This is a genomic window from Enterobacter sp. 01-M-03-SI-ECC (assembly GCF_047530215.1).
Lineage (GTDB): Bacteria > Pseudomonadota > Gammaproteobacteria > Enterobacterales > Enterobacteriaceae > Enterobacter > Enterobacter chengduensis.
In genome coordinates this window covers 253,001-269,457 of record NZ_JBLKDA010000002.1, presented here as the reverse complement: position 1 = coordinate 269,457, position 16,457 = coordinate 253,001, and the positions used below count along the sequence as shown (strand labels likewise).

Sequence of the window (16,457 nt, the reverse complement as noted above, 5' to 3'; positions counted from 1 at the left end):
GTTATAGCATCACAATTCTCACCTGGAGCGCACGTGACCAAAACCAACCTCATCACCGGTTTTCTCGGCAGCGGTAAAACCACCTCAATTCTCCACCTGCTGGCGAATAAAGATCCGGCCGAGAAGTGGGCCGTGCTGGTTAATGAATTTGGCGAGGTGGGCATCGACGGCGCGTTGCTGTCATCCAGCGGCGCGATGATTAAAGAGATCCCCGGCGGATGCATGTGCTGCGTCAATGGCCTGCCGATGCAGGTCGGGCTCAATACGCTGCTGCGTCAGGGTAAACCCGACCGCCTGCTGATAGAACCCACCGGGCTGGGTCACCCGAAGCAGATCCTCGATTTACTGACCGCCCCGGTTTACGAGCCGTGGATCGACCTGCGCGCCACCCTGTGCCTGCTCGATCCGCGTCAGCTTCTGGATGAGAAAGCGGTAGCTAATGATAACTTCCGCGACCAGCTCGCCTCGGCAGACGTTATCGTTGCTAATAAAGAAGATCGCGCCACGGCTGAAAGCCAGGCCGCGCTGGAGGCGTGGTGGCAACATTTCGGCGGCAATCGCACGCGGGTGCAGGCCACTCAGGGAAATATTGATATCGCTCTGCTTGACCTTCCACGTCTCAACCTGGCTGAACTTCCGGCCAGCGCGGAACATGCTCATCGCCATCCGGTGAAACAGGGGCTAGCCGCCCTCAGCCTGCCCGAACATCAGCGCTGGCGTCGTAACCTGAACAGCGGTCAGGGATACCAGGCCTGCGGGTGGATTTTTGATGCTGACACCGTTTTCGATACCATCGGGATCCTGGAGTGGGCCCGACATGCTCCCGTCGATCGCGTGAAGGGGATCATGCGCACGCCGGACGGCCTGGTGCGGATCAACCGTCAGGGCGACGATTTCTTTATTGAAACGCAAAATGTGGCGCCGCCCGATAGCCGAATAGAGTTAATTAGTGCGGTTAACGCCGACTGGAATGCCCTCCAGTCCAGCCTGTTGAGGATTCGTTTAAGTTCGGGCGGCTAACGTTGCCCCAGTTTTCACACTATGCAGAACGTTATGACAACTCGATTTCCCCTGATATTACTGCTTAATGTCGCCGGTCTGGCGCTTTTCTTCTCCTGGTATATCCCGGCAGATCATGGTTTCTGGTTCCCGCTGGACTCTGCCATTTTTCACTTCTTCAACCAGGAGCTGGTGAAGAGCAACGCATTCCTGTGGCTGGTGGCTATTACCAACAACCGCGCCTTCGACGGCTTCTCGCTGCTGGCGATGGGCTGCCTGATGCTCTCCTTCTGGCTGAAAGAAGATAAGGCGGGACGCAGACGTATTCTGATAATCGGCCTGGTGATGCTGCTGTTTGCCGTTGTCATCAACCAGCTGGCCACCGCGATTATTCCGGTTAAGCGTTCCAGCCCCACGCTCTTCTTCACCGATATTCATCGCGTCAGCGAACTGCTGCATATTCCAACGAAAGATGCGTCGAAGGACAGTTTCCCCGGCGATCACGGCATGATGCTGCTTATTTTTTCCGCTATCATGCTTCGCTATTTCGGCAGAAAAGCGTTTGCCATAGCCCTGATTATTTTTGTGGTTTTTGCCTTCCCGCGCGTCATGATTGGCGCTCACTGGTTCACCGATATTGTCGTCGGTTCGCTTTCCGTGGCGCTGATTGCGCTGCCGTGGTGCTTAATGACCCCGCTGAGCGACGGGATAATAGCGCTGTTCGATCGCTATCTTCCCGGCAAAACGCAACAACAATTAAACAAATAACCAACCTAAATTAACCTGCACTATCAGGGATCGACATGATCCCTGATAGCGTTCTCGCCACGCACTTTCCCCACTGTCATATTCTCGTCATCATATTCATGATAGAAATTAAGCAATTGCACGATAAAACATCGGATCTGACTGCATTTTGAGCAATTCCGGTTTTTTACTTTCTGTATCACATTTTCTTATAAAAAAAAGGCTTTTTTTACTCGCAATACCCCAGGCAATCGGTTAATCTCGAACTCGTTTTGCCCCATAGAGATAATTATTTCGATGGCGAATATTTTTGTGCGCTATGCCACAAATGTGACCAGAAACAATTGTCTCAATGTGAACAGATAATTAGTCTCGTCACGTTTGGCATTTTTATAACGATATTTGTCGTTAAGGACTTCAAGGGAAAATAAACAACATGGTCAAATCTCAACCGTTTCTGAGATATATCTTACGGGGGATCCCGGCGATAGCAGTCGCGGTACTGTTATCTGCATGTAGTACATCGAACACCGCAAAGAATATGCATCCTGAGACGCGTGTTGTGGGAATGGAAGATTCCTCTTCACTGCAAGCCTCTCAGGATGAATTTGAAAATATGGTACGTAATCTGGACGTGAAGTCCCGCATTATGGACCAGTATGCTGACTGGAAAGGCGTGCGCTATCGTCTTGGCGGCAGCACGAAAACGGGTATTGATTGTTCCGGTTTTGTACAGCGTACGTTCCGCGAGCAATTTGGGTTAGATCTTCCGCGTTCAACTTATGAACAGCAGGAGATGGGCAAGTCGATTTCACGTACCAAACTGCGCACCGGTGATTTAGTCCTGTTCCGTGCCGGTTCTACAGGTCGACATGTTGGCATCTACATTGGTAACGATCAGTTCGTCCATGCCTCCACCAGCAGCGGTGTGACCATTTCCAGCATGAACGAACCATACTGGAAGAAGCGCTACAACGAAGCGCGTCGCGTACTGACCCGCAGTTAATATGATAATTGTATCGTTGGTTATCCCTTGGCTGACGATATGATGAAAAAAAGCACTGCTTAGGCAGTGTTTTTTTTTGCCCATTACACTGAATACATCCAGCGGCATTTCAGGAATCACGACGTCTATGTTTACCCGCTACTTCTCCAGCAATCGCAAGATACTGATCCTCAGCATTATCACAGGCCTGATCGCCGCCCTGCTCCTGGGTTCGTTGCAATTTTTCTGGAGCTACCACAAGCGGGAAGTCAAATTCGACAGCCTGATCCACGACATTAGCATTTACATGGAGAGCTATTTCGACGAGCTAAAGAACGCTATCGATGTTCTCCAGCCGCTCACGCTAAATAGCTGTCACGACGTCAACCAGGAGCTCACCTCGCGCGCCGCCTTTAGCATTAACGTTCGCGCGTTCCTGCTGGTCAGAGACAAAATGGCCTTCTGCTCTTCTGCCACCGGTCCGATGAATGCCCCGATGCAGGAGCTGATACCCGAGCTGCACATCGACAAGCAGATCGATATGGCGTTGCTTCCGGGCACCCCCATGTTGCCCAATAAGCCCGCCATTGCCATCTGGTATCGTAACCCGCTGGTGAAGGACGGCGGCGTGTTCACCTCGGTGAATATCAATCTCACGCCCTACCTGCTCTACACCGCGCGTCAGGACGAGTTCGCCGGCATCGCCCTCATCATTGGCGATAAGGCGCTGTCAACGCGATCCAGTACGCTGGTCAGGGCGAGCGACCTGCATGAAATCCCGGCCCGCATCGCGACGCTAAAAGACGTCCCTCTGACGATCGAACTGTATGCGGATGCCTGGACAAGCGATGAAATTCTCTACGCCCTCTTCTTTGGGCTGGTATGCGGTATTTGTGCCGGATCGCTCAACTACTACATCCTGAGTATTCGGCTCAACCCGGGTAAAGAGATTTTAAGCGCCATCAAGCGCGGCCAGTTTTACGTGGTTTATCAGCCCGTCGTCGATGCCAAATCGCTCCGGATGACCGGGCTTGAAGTCCTGATGCGCTGGAAGCACCCGACAATGGGGGAAATTCCGCCGGACGCGTTTATCAACTTTGCTGAAGCGCAGAAGCTCATTGTCCCGCTGACGCTGCATCTCTTTGACCTCATCATTCACGATGCTCCCGTGTTGCAAACGCTGCTACCGCCGGGCGCGAAGGTGGGCATCAACATTGCGCCGGGGCACCTGCATGCGGAAAGCTTCAAAGACGATATGCGCACCTTCAAAGCATTGCTGCCGCCGGATTATTTCCAGATCGTGCTGGAAATTACCGAGCGCGACATGCTTAACCATCGGGAGGCCAATAGCCTCTTCGAATGGCTGCATAACGAAGGGTTTGAGATAGCCATCGATGATTTTGGCACCGGCCACAGCGCGCTGATTTATCTTGAGCATTTCACCATGGACTATCTCAAGATCGACCGTGGTTTTGTTAATGCGATAGGTACGGAGACCGTGACCTCGCCGGTGCTGGATGCCGTTCTGACGCTGGCAAGACGCATGAATATGTTGACCGTCGCCGAAGGGGTGGAAACGCCGGAACAGGCTGCATGGCTGCGCGAGCACGGCGTTAACTACCTGCAAGGCTACTGGATTAGCCGCCCGATGCCGCTGGCGCAGTTCCGCGAATGGCGGCCTGATATTTCGCCCGAGGACGATTAATTTCACATTGCCCGTGACGTCACTTATTATTCAGCTTAACCGAGCCGGTTTGTCATAGAGGGAGCCGCCGCCAGATGCTTATGCGCTTCATGTTGCTGATGTTGGCATTAACGAGCCTGTCCAGCCGGGCGCAGGCCATCAAAGAAAATATCGCCTTCGCGGTGATTGGCGAGCCGAAATACGCGGTCAATTTTACGCACTTTGATTACGTCAACCCTGCCGCGCCGAAAGGCGGTAAGGTCACGCTTTCCGCCACGGGAACGTTCGATAACTTCAACCGCTTCGCCCTGCGCGGCGTGGCGGCCGCGCGCACGGAATCGCTTTACGATACGCTCTTCGTGACGTCTGATGATGAACCCGGCAGCTACTATCCGCTGATTGCCGATAACGTGCGTTACGCCGATAACTTTTCCTGGGCGGAGATCTCGCTGAACCCGCGGGCGCGTTTTCACGACGGTACGCCGGTTAAGGCCAGCGACGTTGCGTTCACCTTCCATAAATTTATGACCGAAGGCGTACCTCAGTTTCGCATCGTGTACAAAGGCGCATCCGTCAGCGCCATTGCGCCGCTTACCGTGCGCATCGCGCTGAGCGAACCCAACAAAGAGAATATGCTCAGCCTGTTCTCGCTGCCGGTGATGCCGGAATCGTTCTGGAAAAATCATAAGCTAAGCGACCCGCTCTCCACGCCGCCCCTGGCAGGCGGCCCCTACCGCATTACCGACTGGCGCATGGGGCAATATGTCGTTTACTCGCGCGTTAAAGACTACTGGGCGGCCAATCTGCCGGTAAACCGCGGGCGCTGGAACTTCGACACCCTTCGCTATGATTACTACCTCGACGATAACGTGGCGTTTGAAGCCTTCAAAGCCGGAGCCTTCGATTTGCGCATCGAGAGCAGCGCCAAAAACTGGGCGACCCGCTATATCGGTAAAAATTTTGCCAAAGGCTATATCGTCAAAGACGAGCACAAAAATGAGTCTGCTCAGGACACCCGCTGGCTGGCGTTTAATATTCAGCGCCCGGTATTTACCGACCGTCGGGTGCGGGAAGCGATATCTCTGGCCTTTGATTTTGAATGGATGAACAAAGCGCTGTTTTACGGGGCCTACAGCCGTGCCGACAGCTATTTCCAGAACACAGAGTACGCCGCGCGGGATTATCCGAAAGCCGACGAGCTGGTCCTGCTGGCGCCGCTGAAATCAGAGGTACCGCCGCAGGTGTTCACCACCGTGTTTCAGCCGCCCGCGTCGAAGGGAGACGGTTACGATCGCGACAACCTCCTGAAAGCCAGCAGGCTGCTGGATGACGCAGGCTGGCACCTGAAAAATCAAAAGCGCGTGGACGACAAAACGGGTAAGCCTCTCAGCTTTGAGCTGCTGCTCTCGTCCGGGGGCAACGATCAGTGGGTACTGCCGTTTAAGCATAACCTTGAGCGGCTGGGCGTGACCATGAACATTCGTCAGGTCGATAACGCCCAGATCACCAGCCGCATGCGCAGCCGTGATTACGACATGATGCAGCGCCTGTGGCCCGCGCAGCCCTGGCCCAGCTCGGACCTGCAAATCTCCTGGGCCTCCAGCTACATCGACTCCTCGTACAATGCGCCGGGGGTAAAAAGCCCGGCGGTTGACGCGCTGATTGCGAAAATCGTGGCGGCGCAGGGGGATAAAGAAAAGCTCCTGCCGCTCGGGCGCGCGCTCGACAGGGTCTTAACCTGGAACTACTACATGCTGCCGATGTGGTACATGGGCGAAGACCGCCTTGCGCGCTGGGATAAGTTCTCCGTGCCTGCCGTGCGCCCCGTCTATTCCCTGGGTTTTGATACCTGGTGGTATGACGTTAACAAAGCCGCCAGACTTCCCGCTGAGCGGCGATGAGGAATCATTATGGGCGCCTATCTTATCCGTCGTCTCCTGCTGGTCATCCCCACCCTGTGGGCCATCATCACGATTAACTTTTTTATCGTGCAAATCGCCCCTGGCGGCCCGGTCGATCAGGCCATTGCCGCCATTGAATTTGGCAACAGCGGCGGCATGCCGGGCGGCGGCGGTGAAGGCATGGGCGCGAGCCATGCGCGAACCGGGGTTGGCAATATCAGTGAAAGCCATTATCGCGGCGGACGCGGGCTGGATCCGGAGGTGATCGCCGAGATCACCCACCGCTACGGCTTTGACAAACCTATTCACGAGCGCTATTTCAAAATGCTCTGGGATTACATCCGCTTTGATTTTGGCGACAGCTTGTTTCGCAGCGCGTCAGTGTTAACGTTGATTAAGCAAAGCCTGCCGGTTTCGATCACGCTGGGGCTGTGGGGAACGCTGATTATCTATCTGGTCTCTATACCGCTCGGGATCCGCAAAGCGGTACATAACGGCAGCCGGTTTGATATCTGGAGCAGCACGTTCATTATCATCGGCTATGCCATTCCGGCGTTCCTGTTTGCCGTCCTGCTGATCGTTTTTTTTGCCGGGGGCAGCTATTTCGACCTCTTCCCGCTGCGGGGGCTGGTCTCCGCCGATTTCAGTTCCCTGCCGTGGTATCAGAAAATCACCGACTACCTCTGGCATATCACGCTGCCGGTACTGGCCACGGTCATTGGCGGGTTTGCCGCCCTGACCATGTTGACCAAAAATTCCTTTCTCGATGAAATTCGCAAGCAGTACGTTGTGACTGCCCGCGCCAAGGGCGTGAGCGAGAAGCAGATCATGTGGAAACACGTGTTTCGCAACGCCATGCTGCTGGTGATCGCCGGATTCCCGGCCACGTTTATCGGCATGTTTTTTACCGGCTCGCTGCTGATCGAGGTGATGTTCTCGCTCAACGGTCTGGGGCTGCTGGGCTATGAGGCTACCGTATCGCGTGACTATCCGGTCATGTTCGGCACGCTCTATATTTTTACCCTGATTGGCCTGCTGCTGAATATCATCAGCGATATCAGCTATACGCTGGTCGATCCCCGAATTGATTTTGAGGGCCGCTGATGCCGCGTTTAAGCCCCGTCAACCAGGCCCGCTGGGCCCGCTTTCGCCACAACCGCCGAGGCTACTGGTCGCTGTGGATTTTTGCCGTCCTGTTTGCCTTGAGCATGTGTTCGGAGCTGATCGCTAACGACAAGCCGCTGCTGGTGCATTTTAACGACCGCTGGTACGTGCCGGCGATCGCCAACTACAGCGAAAGCGACTTTGGCGGCCCGTTTGCGACGCCGGCGGAGTATCAGGATCCGTGGCTTCGCCAGCAGATTGAGCAGCACGGCTGGGCGCTCTGGGCGCCGATACGCTTTGGCGCAAACAGCATTAACTTTGCTACCACAACTCCCTTCCCTTCCCCGCCCTCCGCGCAAAACTGGCTGGGAACGGATGCCAACGGCGGTGACGTGCTGGCGCGCATCCTTTACGGCACGCGCATTTCGCTGCTCTTTGGGCTGATGCTGACGCTCTTTTCCAGCGTGATGGGCGTGGTAGCGGGCGCCGTTCAGGGCTACTACGGCGGGAAAATTGACCTGTGGGGCCAGCGGGTGATTGAAGTCTGGTCAGGCATGCCGACGCTGTTTTTGATCATCCTGCTTTCCAGCGTGGTGCAGCCCAACTTCTGGTGGCTGTTAGGCATCACCGTCCTGTTCGGCTGGATGGCGCTGGTGGGCGTGGTGCGGGCCGAGTTTCTGCGTACCCGCAATTTCGACTACATTCGCGCCGCGCAGGCGCTTGGCGTGAGCGACCGGGGGATCATCTTCCGCCATATGCTGCCCAACGCCGTGGTGGCCACGCTTACCTTCCTGCCGTTTATTCTCTGCAGCTCCATCACCACCCTCACCTCGCTGGATTTTCTGGGCTTCGGCCTGCCGCTGGGCTCTCCGTCGCTCGGCGAACTGCTGCTGCAGGGCAAGAACAACCTGCAGGCGCCGTGGTTAGGCATCGCCGCCTTTCTTTCCGTCGCCGTGCTGCTGTCGCTGCTGATTTTTATCGGCGAAGCCGTGCGCGATGCCTTCGATCCGAACAAGGCGGTATAAGATGACCCAGCCTCTTCTCAGCATTGATAACCTGTCGATTGCTTTTTCCACGCAGGGCGAGACGCGCACCGTGGTCAGCGACCTGTCGCTGCAGATCCAGCCCGGTGAAACGCTCGCCCTGGTGGGTGAGTCGGGTTCAGGCAAGAGCGTCTCGGCGCTCTCCATCCTGCGGCTACTGCCTTCTCCGCCGGTCAGCTACCCGCAGGGGGATATTCTGTTCCACGGCCGTTCGCTGCTGCACGCCGACGAACCTACCCTGCGCGGCATTCGCGGCAATAAAATCGCGATGATCTTCCAGGAGCCGATGGTTTCACTTAACCCCCTGCACAGCCTGGAAAAACAGCTCTATGAAGTGCTCTCCCTGCACAGGGGGATGCGCAAAGAGGCCGCGCGGGGCGAAATTCTGGACTGTCTGGAACGCACCGGCATCCGCAACGCGGCCAAACGGCTGAATGATTTCCCGCATCAGCTTTCCGGCGGCGAGCGCCAGCGGGTGATGATCGCCATGGCCCTGCTCACGCGCCCCGAGCTGTTGATTGCCGACGAACCCACAACGGCGCTGGACGTGACGGTACAGGCGCAAATACTGACGCTGCTGCGGGAGCTGCGCGACGAGCTGAACATGAGCCTGCTGTTTATCACGCACAACCTGAGCATTGTGAGAAAGCTGGCCGACAGCATCGCGGTGATGCAAAACGGACGCTGTGTGGAACAGAACAGCGCCTCCACGCTGCTGAGCGCGCCGCAGCACCCCTATACGCAGCGGCTGCTCGACAGCGAACCCTCAGGCGACCCGGTTCCCCTCACGGCCGACAGCACGCCATTGCTGCGCGTTGAGGATCTCTCCGTTTCGTTCCCGATCCGCAAAGGTATTCTGCGGCGCGTTGTCGATCGCAACTTGGTGCTGAAAAACATCCGCTTCTCGCTGCGCCCGGGGGAATCCCTGGGGCTGGTGGGCGAATCCGGGTCGGGTAAAAGCACCACCGGTCTGGCGCTGCTGCGCCTGATTGCCTCCGAGGGCGAGATCCTCTTTGACGACATGCCGCTGCACCGCTGGAGCCGCCGCCAGATGCTGCCCGTGCGGCCCCGCATGCAGGTGGTGTTTCAGGATCCCAACTCCTCGCTTAACCCGCGGCTCAGCGTGTTACAGATTATCGAAGAGGGCCTGCGCGTGCACCAGCCTGGCCTGAGCGCGCAGCAGCGCGAGCAGGAGGTCATGCGGGTCATGGCCGAAGTGGGTTTAGATGCCGAGACGCGCCACCGCTATCCGGCTGAGTTCTCCGGCGGGCAGCGCCAGCGTATCGCCATCGCCCGCGCGCTGATCCTCAAACCGGAGCTGATTATTCTGGATGAACCGACGTCGTCGCTGGACAGAACCGTTCAGGCGCAGATCCTGGCGCTGCTGAAAGGGCTTCAGGAAAAGCACCGGCTGGCCTATATTTTTATCAGCCATGATCTACAGGTGGTGCGGGCGCTATGCCATCAGGTGATTGTGTTGCGTCAGGGAGAGGTGGTCGAGCAGGGCGAGTGCCAGCGCGTGTTCAGCGCGCCAACGCAGCGCTACACGCGCCAGCTGTTGTCGGCGGACTAGCGGTCAGAACGGGTACTGGCCGGAAAAAGGCTCGGCAATCGCAACGCCAAAATTCTTCAGGCGGCAGGTGGCGGCAAACTCGTCCTGGCTTTTCACAAACAGGCACGGCTCACCTTCGCACTCCAGCACGGAGCTGTCCACTTCGATATCCGTCAGGGCCTGGCTGAGACGCTCCATCACCCGCCATGCATTTTCGTCGCTCGGGCTCAGCAGCTTGAGCGCCACCAGGCAGTTGTCACAGCCCGCGACGTTTTGCGGAATCGGTTCAACTTTCGAACCAGCAAAACCCGCCGACCAGCGATAGCTCTGGGGCAAGCGATGGACAATAGAAAGTTGTAATGTATTCACGTTCGTTCCCCGGAAGCAAAATTTACTTCACAATTTATTTACATTTATAGTAACACATCATTGCCAGCCTGCACTATTCAGCGCTTTTTTATCGGTATCCAGGCTCGCGTCGGCGCTATATGTACCCGTTTCTGCGATCTAACTCAACCTTTTTGAATACAATGATGTGACTTTTTACACAAATAGATTTTACATAAAATAAACAAACACAGCATAAACGAACGGGGTTTGGTTGATATGCGTCAACAAAAAAGGCCCTGCCGGGCCTTCTCTGTATTTTAGTGCGCCGCTTTTCGCGGTCGACTGGCGTAGAGATAGAAGAGTATCGAGCCGGTTGCGCAAAACGCCATCGCCCACAGCATGGGCCATGCCGTCGTAAAGGTGGCCATCGACAGCAACGCGCCAACAATAGCGCCGATGCCGAAGCGGAACGTCCCCGCCAGGGATGATGCGGTTCCCGCCATGTGCGGAAACTCATCCAGGATCACCGCCATCGCGTTGGATGACACCATCGACACGCAGCCGACAAAGGCCGCCACGCCGACCACCAGCGCCCAGAAGCCCACGCCGAGAAACGCGCTCGCCACCAGCCAGATAGCCATCACAAACTGGATCCACAGCCCGGCGCGGAACATATTCAGCGCCCCCACCCGCCGGACAAAGCGGCTGTTGATGATGGTCATGATGAACAGGAAGACGATGTTCAGCGCAAAGTAATAGCCGAAGTGCTGCGGCGAAACGTGGTTCAGCTCGATGTAGACAAACGGCCCGGCGCTCAGAAAGGAGAACATCCCGGCAAAGCTGAACCCGCTCGCCAGCATATAGCTCAGCACGCGCTTGTGGCGAAACAGCGAGGCGAAGTTGCCCATTGTGGTGCGAATGTGGAACGTCTGGCGGCGCTCGACGGGAAGCGTTTCATCAATAAAGAAGAAAATCATCGCCGAAGCCAGCAGCGCGGCCAGGGCCAGGATCCAGAAAATGACATGCCAGCTAAACCACGCCAGCACCGCACCACCTGCCATCGGCGCCACCAGCGGCGCAATCGTCGTCACCAGCATGACAAACGACATCATGCGGGAGAACTCTTCTTTCGGGTAGATATCGCGCATCAGGGCGTTGATCACCACGCTCGCAGCAGCAGCGGCCAGTCCGTGCAGGAAGCGCATGACGATGAGCTGGTCAATACTCTGCGCCAGCGCACAGGCAACCGCCGCGGCCGCAAAGACCAGCGTCCCGCCCAGAATGACGGGCTTGCGTCCAAGGCTGTCCGCCATCGGGCCATAAAACAGCTGGCCGAGGGCAAAGCCGAGAATATAGGTGCTGAGCGTCATCTGTGCGCTGCCCGCCGGGACGCCAAACTGCGCGGAAATCACCGGCAGCGCGGGCAGGTACATATCAATAGACAGCGGCATCAGCATGGCCAGCAGGCCAAGAATGAAGACGATTTTGAACGACGAGTGTGGCCTGGTGGTCACAGAGCTCTCCTGAAATTAGTGCGAAGGCAGACCGACGCTGGCGATCTCTTCTTCCGTTAACGGGCGATATTCGCCTGGCGCCAGGTCGGGATCGAGTTCAATCGCACCAATCCGCTCGCGGTGCAGGCCAACAACGTGGTTCCCCACCGCGGCAAACATGCGTTTCACCTGATGGTAGCGCCCTTCACTGATGGTCAGGCGAACTTCCGTCGGCGTGATCACCTCAAGCACCGCCGGTTTGGTCAGGTCTTTTTCATTATGCAGCTGAACGCCTTTCGCAAAGTGCTCTGCCGTGTCATCCGCAACCGGCGACTCCAGCGTGACCAGATAGGTTTTCTCGCAGTGATGGCGCGGAGAGGTGATGCGGTGCGACCACTGCCCGTCGTCGGTCATCAGCACCAGCCCGGTGGTGTCGATATCGAGACGGCCTGCGGCGTGCAGCTTGTGCGCCACCGGTTCATCGAGGAAATAGAGCACCGTCGGGTGATCCGGATCGTCCGTTGAGCAGACGTATCCTTCCGGCTTGTTGAGCATGAAGTAGCGCGGACCGTGCTGCTGGGTCAGCGGATTGCCGTCATACGCCACCTGATGGTCAGGTTGCAGTTTGAACGCGCTGTCTCTCACAATGTCGCCATCCACGGTAACGCGGCTGGCGCGAATTTCGCGCCCGGCAATAGCGCGGCTTACGCCGAGTTGCTGAGCGATAAACTTATCAAGTCGCATGAAATCTTTTTAGCCTTAATGGTGCTGGAAGTCGGACAACGGGTCCGAAAAAAGAAGCAGTCTGGAACGGTTCAGTATAATGGTCTGGTTGCGCCACTCAAGGGAAAAAGTTTCGTGGCATACTATCTATACCCTAAATAATTCGAGTTGCATGCAGGCGGCAAAGGAGTGAATCCCCGGGAGCTTACATAAGTAAGTGACCGGGGTGAACGAGTGCAGCCAACGCACAGGCAACTTGAAGTATGACGGGTATATGTGCGGAATAACGAAACCGAGACCCTATGACTTTTACACTTCGTCCCTATCAGCAGGAAGCCGTTGACGCCACCCTCGCCTGGTTCCGTAAACATCGCGAGCCGGCGGCGATTGTGCTCCCGACCGGCGCAGGCAAAAGCCTGGTCATCGCCGAACTGGCGCGCCTGGCCCGCGGCCGCGTGCTGGTGCTGGCGCACGTCAAAGAGCTTGTCGAGCAAAACCATGCCAAGTACCGTGCGCTTGGGCTGGAAGCCGATATTTTCGCGGCCGGGCTGAAGCGCAAAGAGAGCCACGGCAAAGTGGTCTTTGGCAGCGTGCAGTCGGTGGCCCGCAATCTGGATCGGTTTCGCAGCGAATTTTCGCTGCTGATTGTCGACGAATGCCACCGCATCAGCGATGACGACGACAGCCAGTATCAGCAAATCCTGACTCACCTTAAAGCGGTGAACCCTCACCTGCGCCTGCTCGGCCTGACGGCAACCCCGTTTCGCCTGGGGAAAGGCTGGATCTATCGCTACCATTATCACGGCATGGTGCGTGGCGATGAAAAAGCGCTGTTCAGCGACTGTATCTACGAACTTCCGCTGCGCTACATGATTAAACATGGCTACCTGACGCCGCCCGAGCGGCTGGATATGCCGGTGGTGCAGTACGATTTCAGCCGCCTGCAGGCGCAGAGCAACGGGTTATTCAGCGAAGCCGAACTCAACCAGGAGCTGAAAAAGCAAAAGCGCATTACGCCGCATATCGTCAGCCAGATAGAGGAGTTCGCCGCGACGCGCAAAGGGGTGATGATCTTTGCCGCCACCGTTGAGCACGCGCGCGAAATCACCGGCTTGCTGCCCTCCGGCGACGCGGCGTTAATCACCGGTGAGACGCCCGGTGCGGAGCGCGACAGCCTGATTAACGCGTTTAAGGCCCAGCGGTTCCGCTATCTGGTCAACGTCTCGGTATTGACCACCGGCTTTGACGCCCCGCACGTCGATCTGATTGCCATTTTGCGCCCGACCGAATCCGTCAGCCTGTATCAGCAGATTGTTGGTCGCGGCCTGCGTCTGGCCCCGGGAAAAACCGACTGCCTGATTCTGGATTATGCCGGTAACCCGCACGATCTCTATACGCCAGAGGTCGGCGCGCCAAAAGGGAAAAGCGACAACGTGCCCGTGCAGGTCTTTTGCCCTGCCTGCGGGTTTGCCAACACCTTCTGGGGCAAAACCACCGCCGACGGCACGCTCATCGAACACTTTGGCCGCCGCTGTCAGGGCTGGTTTGAAGATGATGACGGGCATCGCGAGCAGTGCGATTTTCGTTTCCGCTTTAAAAACTGCCCGCAGTGCAACGCCGAAAACGACATTGCCGCTCGCCGCTGCCGCGAGTGCGACACGGTGCTGGTTGATCCGGACGATATGCTGAAAGCGGCATTAAAGCTGAAGGACGCGCTGGTGCTACGCTGTTCCGGCATGGCCTTACAGCCCGGTGCCGATGAAAAAGGCGAATGGTTGAAAATCACCTATTACGATGAAGACGGGGCGGACGTCAGCGAGCGCTTCCGGGTGCAGACGCCCGCCCAGCGAATGGCCTTCGAACAGCTGTTTATCCGCCCGCACACCCGCACGCCGGGCGTGCCCCTGCGCTGGATCACCGTGGCCGATATCGTGCATCAGCAGGTGCTGCTGCGCCACCCCGATTTCGTGGTCGCCCGCAAAAAAGGTCAGTTCTGGCAGATACGTGAGAAGGTCTTTGACTACGAAGGGCGCTTCCGTCGCGCCAACGAATTGCGCGGGTAGCGGGACTTTTCATTGATGTGAGGGGCATTTGAGTATAAAATGCCGCCCGCTTCACATCCGTGAGGCAGAACACTCGCCTGCTGCTGGGTCGCCTGTAGTAGGGTTTTAAATACAGAGAGAAATCAATGTTTACTATCGAAGCAGAAGTACGTAACGTGCAGGGTAAGGGTGCGAGCCGCCGCCTGCGTACCGCTAACAAGTTCCCGGCTATCGTTTACGGTGGCGAAGCTGCTCCAGTTGCAATCGAACTGGATCACGACAAACTGTGGAACCTGCAGACCAAAGCTGAATTCTACAGCGAAGTTCTGACCATCGTTGTTGGCGGTAAAGAAGAAAAAGTGAAAGTTCAGGCTGTTCAGCGTCACGCGTTCAAGCCAAAACTGACTCACATCGACTTCGTTCGCGCGTAATCGCAAACACGTCGAAAAAAACCCCGCTTCTGCGGGGTTTTTTGTGCCTGCTATTTACCGCCCGACGTGCGGCGCTGAAGCTGATCGCGCAGGTTCGGCGGCGTGCCTTTGATGGTCAGCGTGTCGGTGGCCGGATCCCAGAAGATACGTTCCCCCAGCAGCATCGCGTCAAAGTTGATGGTTAACCCACCGCCGCTACCGGCAAACTTGGTTAGCTGACGCAGCGTGCTGCGATCCGCCGGGAAGCTCTCTTCGAGCTCATAGCCCTTTTCTGCGGTAAATTCCTGGAAGCTGACTTCGCTGACGCCCGCCAGCTCTTTTGACAGCGACTCCAGCTCAATCTCTTCCCCTGCCTGCAGCTGTTCGTTGCAGTAGCTGTAAACCTGCTGGCGCACCGTCTGGCGCTCAGATTTATCGAGCTGCGCTTCAGCCGTGAAGTCGTCTACCGCCTGGAGCAGCCCTTTGTTCTGCGCTTTGGCGTTGAGACCTTCGCTGGCACCCAGGAAATCCATAAAGAAATCCGCCACTTTGCGGCCCACGCGCCCCTTCAGAAAAGTCAGGTAGCGAGTCGACTCCGGGTTGGTTTCCCATTCGGTCAAATCAATACGCGCCACGATATCCGCATGGTTGATATCCAGATAATGCGTTGAGCTAATGTCCAGCTGCTCGTTCACGCGCATGCTGCTTAAGTTGTTCAGCACGGAAACCAGCAGATACTCGACCGCCAGATAGCGGTAGTGGCAGAACAGCACGATCCCGCCGTCGGCGAAGGGATATTTCGCCAGCTCGTCGCGCAGACGCCCGGTTGCGGCGCGGCTAAACGCCAGGAAATCCTCCTCGCCCTGACGCTGCAGGCGCAGGCTATCAGCCAGTTCACTCTCTTCGCTGAACAGACCATAGGCTTTATTTTTGGCGCTGTAGACGCGATGCAGCTCTGCCATCATCTCCACCACGGTCGCCGTGGGTTCCAGTAACGAATCGCGCAGCACCACTTCAAGGGTTTGCTCATCACGCTTGATAAGCTGGTGCAAGGCAATCTGGTTGATTTCCAGACTCATGATAAACTCTCCTTTTAGACCGGGCGGTATTCAACCACCACCAGGACATGTGTGCAACAACAGATAAAAAAGGGGAAAAAAAGCTGTTGCTACGGTAATATGTTGCCCTTTCATCAACAAACTGATTTTGATTTATGCCACAACATTCCCGCTACAGTGATGAACACGTTGAACAACTGCTCAGTGAGCTGGTCAACGTACTGGAAAAACATAAAACGCCGACCGATCTCTCCCTGATGGTTTTGGGAAATATGGTCACCAACCTGATTAACACCAGCGTTGCTCCGGCTCAGCGTCAGGCGATCGCAAAATCTTTCGCCCAGGCTTTACAATCGTCCGTCAGCAACGACCCGGCCCATTAAGGG

At 56.5% G+C, this 16,457-nt stretch carries 15 protein-coding genes; 11 read left to right on the top strand and 4 right to left on the bottom strand.

Features of this window, described 5'->3' with window-relative positions; genetic code table 11:
- The first annotated feature begins 33 nt into the window (after positions 1–33).
- From ACMWKK_RS03165 to yejF, 8 genes are all read left to right on the top strand, one after another.
- Positions 34–1,020, top strand: a complete 987-nt coding sequence (locus tag ACMWKK_RS03165; RefSeq protein ID WP_045328002.1) for a CobW family GTP-binding protein — start codon at positions 34–36, stop codon at positions 1,018–1,020.
- 33 nt (positions 1,021–1,053) lie between these two features.
- Positions 1,054–1,767, top strand: coding sequence for a phosphatase PAP2 family protein (locus tag ACMWKK_RS03160; RefSeq protein WP_162837908.1), 714 nt, complete (start codon positions 1,054–1,056; stop codon positions 1,765–1,767).
- Positions 1,768–2,182: 415 nt separating this feature from the next.
- A complete protein-coding gene (mepS, locus tag ACMWKK_RS03155) occupies positions 2,183–2,752 on the top strand; it encodes a bifunctional murein DD-endopeptidase/murein LD-carboxypeptidase (protein WP_008500946.1) in 570 nt (189 codons plus the stop codon).
- Between the two features lie 127 nt (positions 2,753–2,879).
- Positions 2,880–4,436 (top strand): cyclic di-GMP phosphodiesterase, encoded by a 1,557-nt coding sequence (locus tag ACMWKK_RS03150; protein ID WP_112779773.1) that lies wholly within the window; start codon positions 2,880–2,882, stop codon positions 4,434–4,436.
- A 74-nt stretch (positions 4,437–4,510) separates the two neighbouring features.
- Entirely contained in the window at positions 4,511–6,316 is a 1,806-nt protein-coding gene (locus ACMWKK_RS03145) for an extracellular solute-binding protein (RefSeq protein WP_112779774.1), read from the top strand.
- A 9-nt stretch (positions 6,317–6,325) separates the two neighbouring features.
- Positions 6,326–7,420: a microcin C ABC transporter permease YejB gene (locus ACMWKK_RS03140; protein ID WP_045327997.1), complete on the top strand. Its 1,095-nt coding sequence runs from the start codon at positions 6,326–6,328 to the stop codon at positions 7,418–7,420.
- The gene (locus tag ACMWKK_RS03135; protein ID WP_112779776.1) at positions 7,420–8,445 is read left to right on the top strand and encodes an ABC transporter permease; all 1,026 of its coding nucleotides are present in this window, start codon (positions 7,420–7,422) and stop codon (positions 8,443–8,445) included. Before ACMWKK_RS03140 ends, ACMWKK_RS03135 begins: the two co-directional genes overlap by 1 nt.
- Position 8,446: 1 nt before the next feature.
- Positions 8,447–10,036: a microcin C ABC transporter ATP-binding protein YejF gene (gene yejF, locus ACMWKK_RS03130; protein ID WP_112779777.1), complete on the top strand. Its 1,590-nt coding sequence runs from the start codon at positions 8,447–8,449 to the stop codon at positions 10,034–10,036.
- Positions 10,037–10,039: 3 nt separating this feature from the next.
- Here the strand turns inward: yejF and ACMWKK_RS03125 are convergent, their stop codons facing one another.
- The 3 genes from ACMWKK_RS03125 to rsuA form a co-directional block, all read right to left on the bottom strand.
- Positions 10,040–10,384 (bottom strand): YejG family protein, encoded by a 345-nt coding sequence (locus ACMWKK_RS03125; protein ID WP_032641823.1) that lies wholly within the window; start codon positions 10,382–10,384, stop codon positions 10,040–10,042.
- 278 nt (positions 10,385–10,662) lie between these two features.
- Positions 10,663–11,859, bottom strand: coding sequence for a Bcr/CflA family multidrug efflux MFS transporter (locus ACMWKK_RS03120; protein ID WP_112779778.1), 1,197 nt, complete (start codon positions 11,857–11,859; stop codon positions 10,663–10,665).
- Between the two features lie 15 nt (positions 11,860–11,874).
- Complete coding sequence (rsuA, locus tag ACMWKK_RS03115) at positions 11,875–12,582, bottom strand: 16S rRNA pseudouridine(516) synthase RsuA (protein WP_045327991.1); 708 nt, start codon at positions 12,580–12,582, stop codon at positions 11,875–11,877.
- Positions 12,583–12,863: 281 nt separating this feature from the next.
- On the opposite strand from rsuA, the gene ACMWKK_RS03110 reads away from it, so the two are divergent.
- Both ACMWKK_RS03110 and rplY read left to right on the top strand, forming a co-directional pair.
- Positions 12,864–14,624 (top strand): DEAD/DEAH box helicase, encoded by a 1,761-nt coding sequence (locus tag ACMWKK_RS03110; protein WP_112779779.1) that lies wholly within the window; start codon positions 12,864–12,866, stop codon positions 14,622–14,624.
- Positions 14,625–14,749: 125 nt separating this feature from the next.
- On the top strand, positions 14,750–15,034 hold the full coding sequence (rplY, locus tag ACMWKK_RS03105; RefSeq protein WP_008500956.1) for a 50S ribosomal protein L25: 285 nt from the start codon (positions 14,750–14,752) through the stop codon (positions 15,032–15,034).
- 50 nt (positions 15,035–15,084) lie between these two features.
- On the opposite strand, the gene yejK is transcribed toward rplY, so the two are convergent.
- Positions 15,085–16,092, bottom strand: coding sequence for a nucleoid-associated protein YejK (gene yejK / locus ACMWKK_RS03100; protein ID WP_032641831.1), 1,008 nt, complete (start codon positions 16,090–16,092; stop codon positions 15,085–15,087).
- A gap of 134 nt (positions 16,093–16,226) precedes the next feature.
- Here yejK and ACMWKK_RS03095 point away from each other — a divergent pair, with 134 nt between their 5' ends.
- Positions 16,227–16,454 (top strand): YejL family protein, encoded by a 228-nt coding sequence (locus ACMWKK_RS03095; protein ID WP_008500958.1) that lies wholly within the window; start codon positions 16,227–16,229, stop codon positions 16,452–16,454.
- Positions 16,455–16,457: the final 3 nt, after the last annotated feature.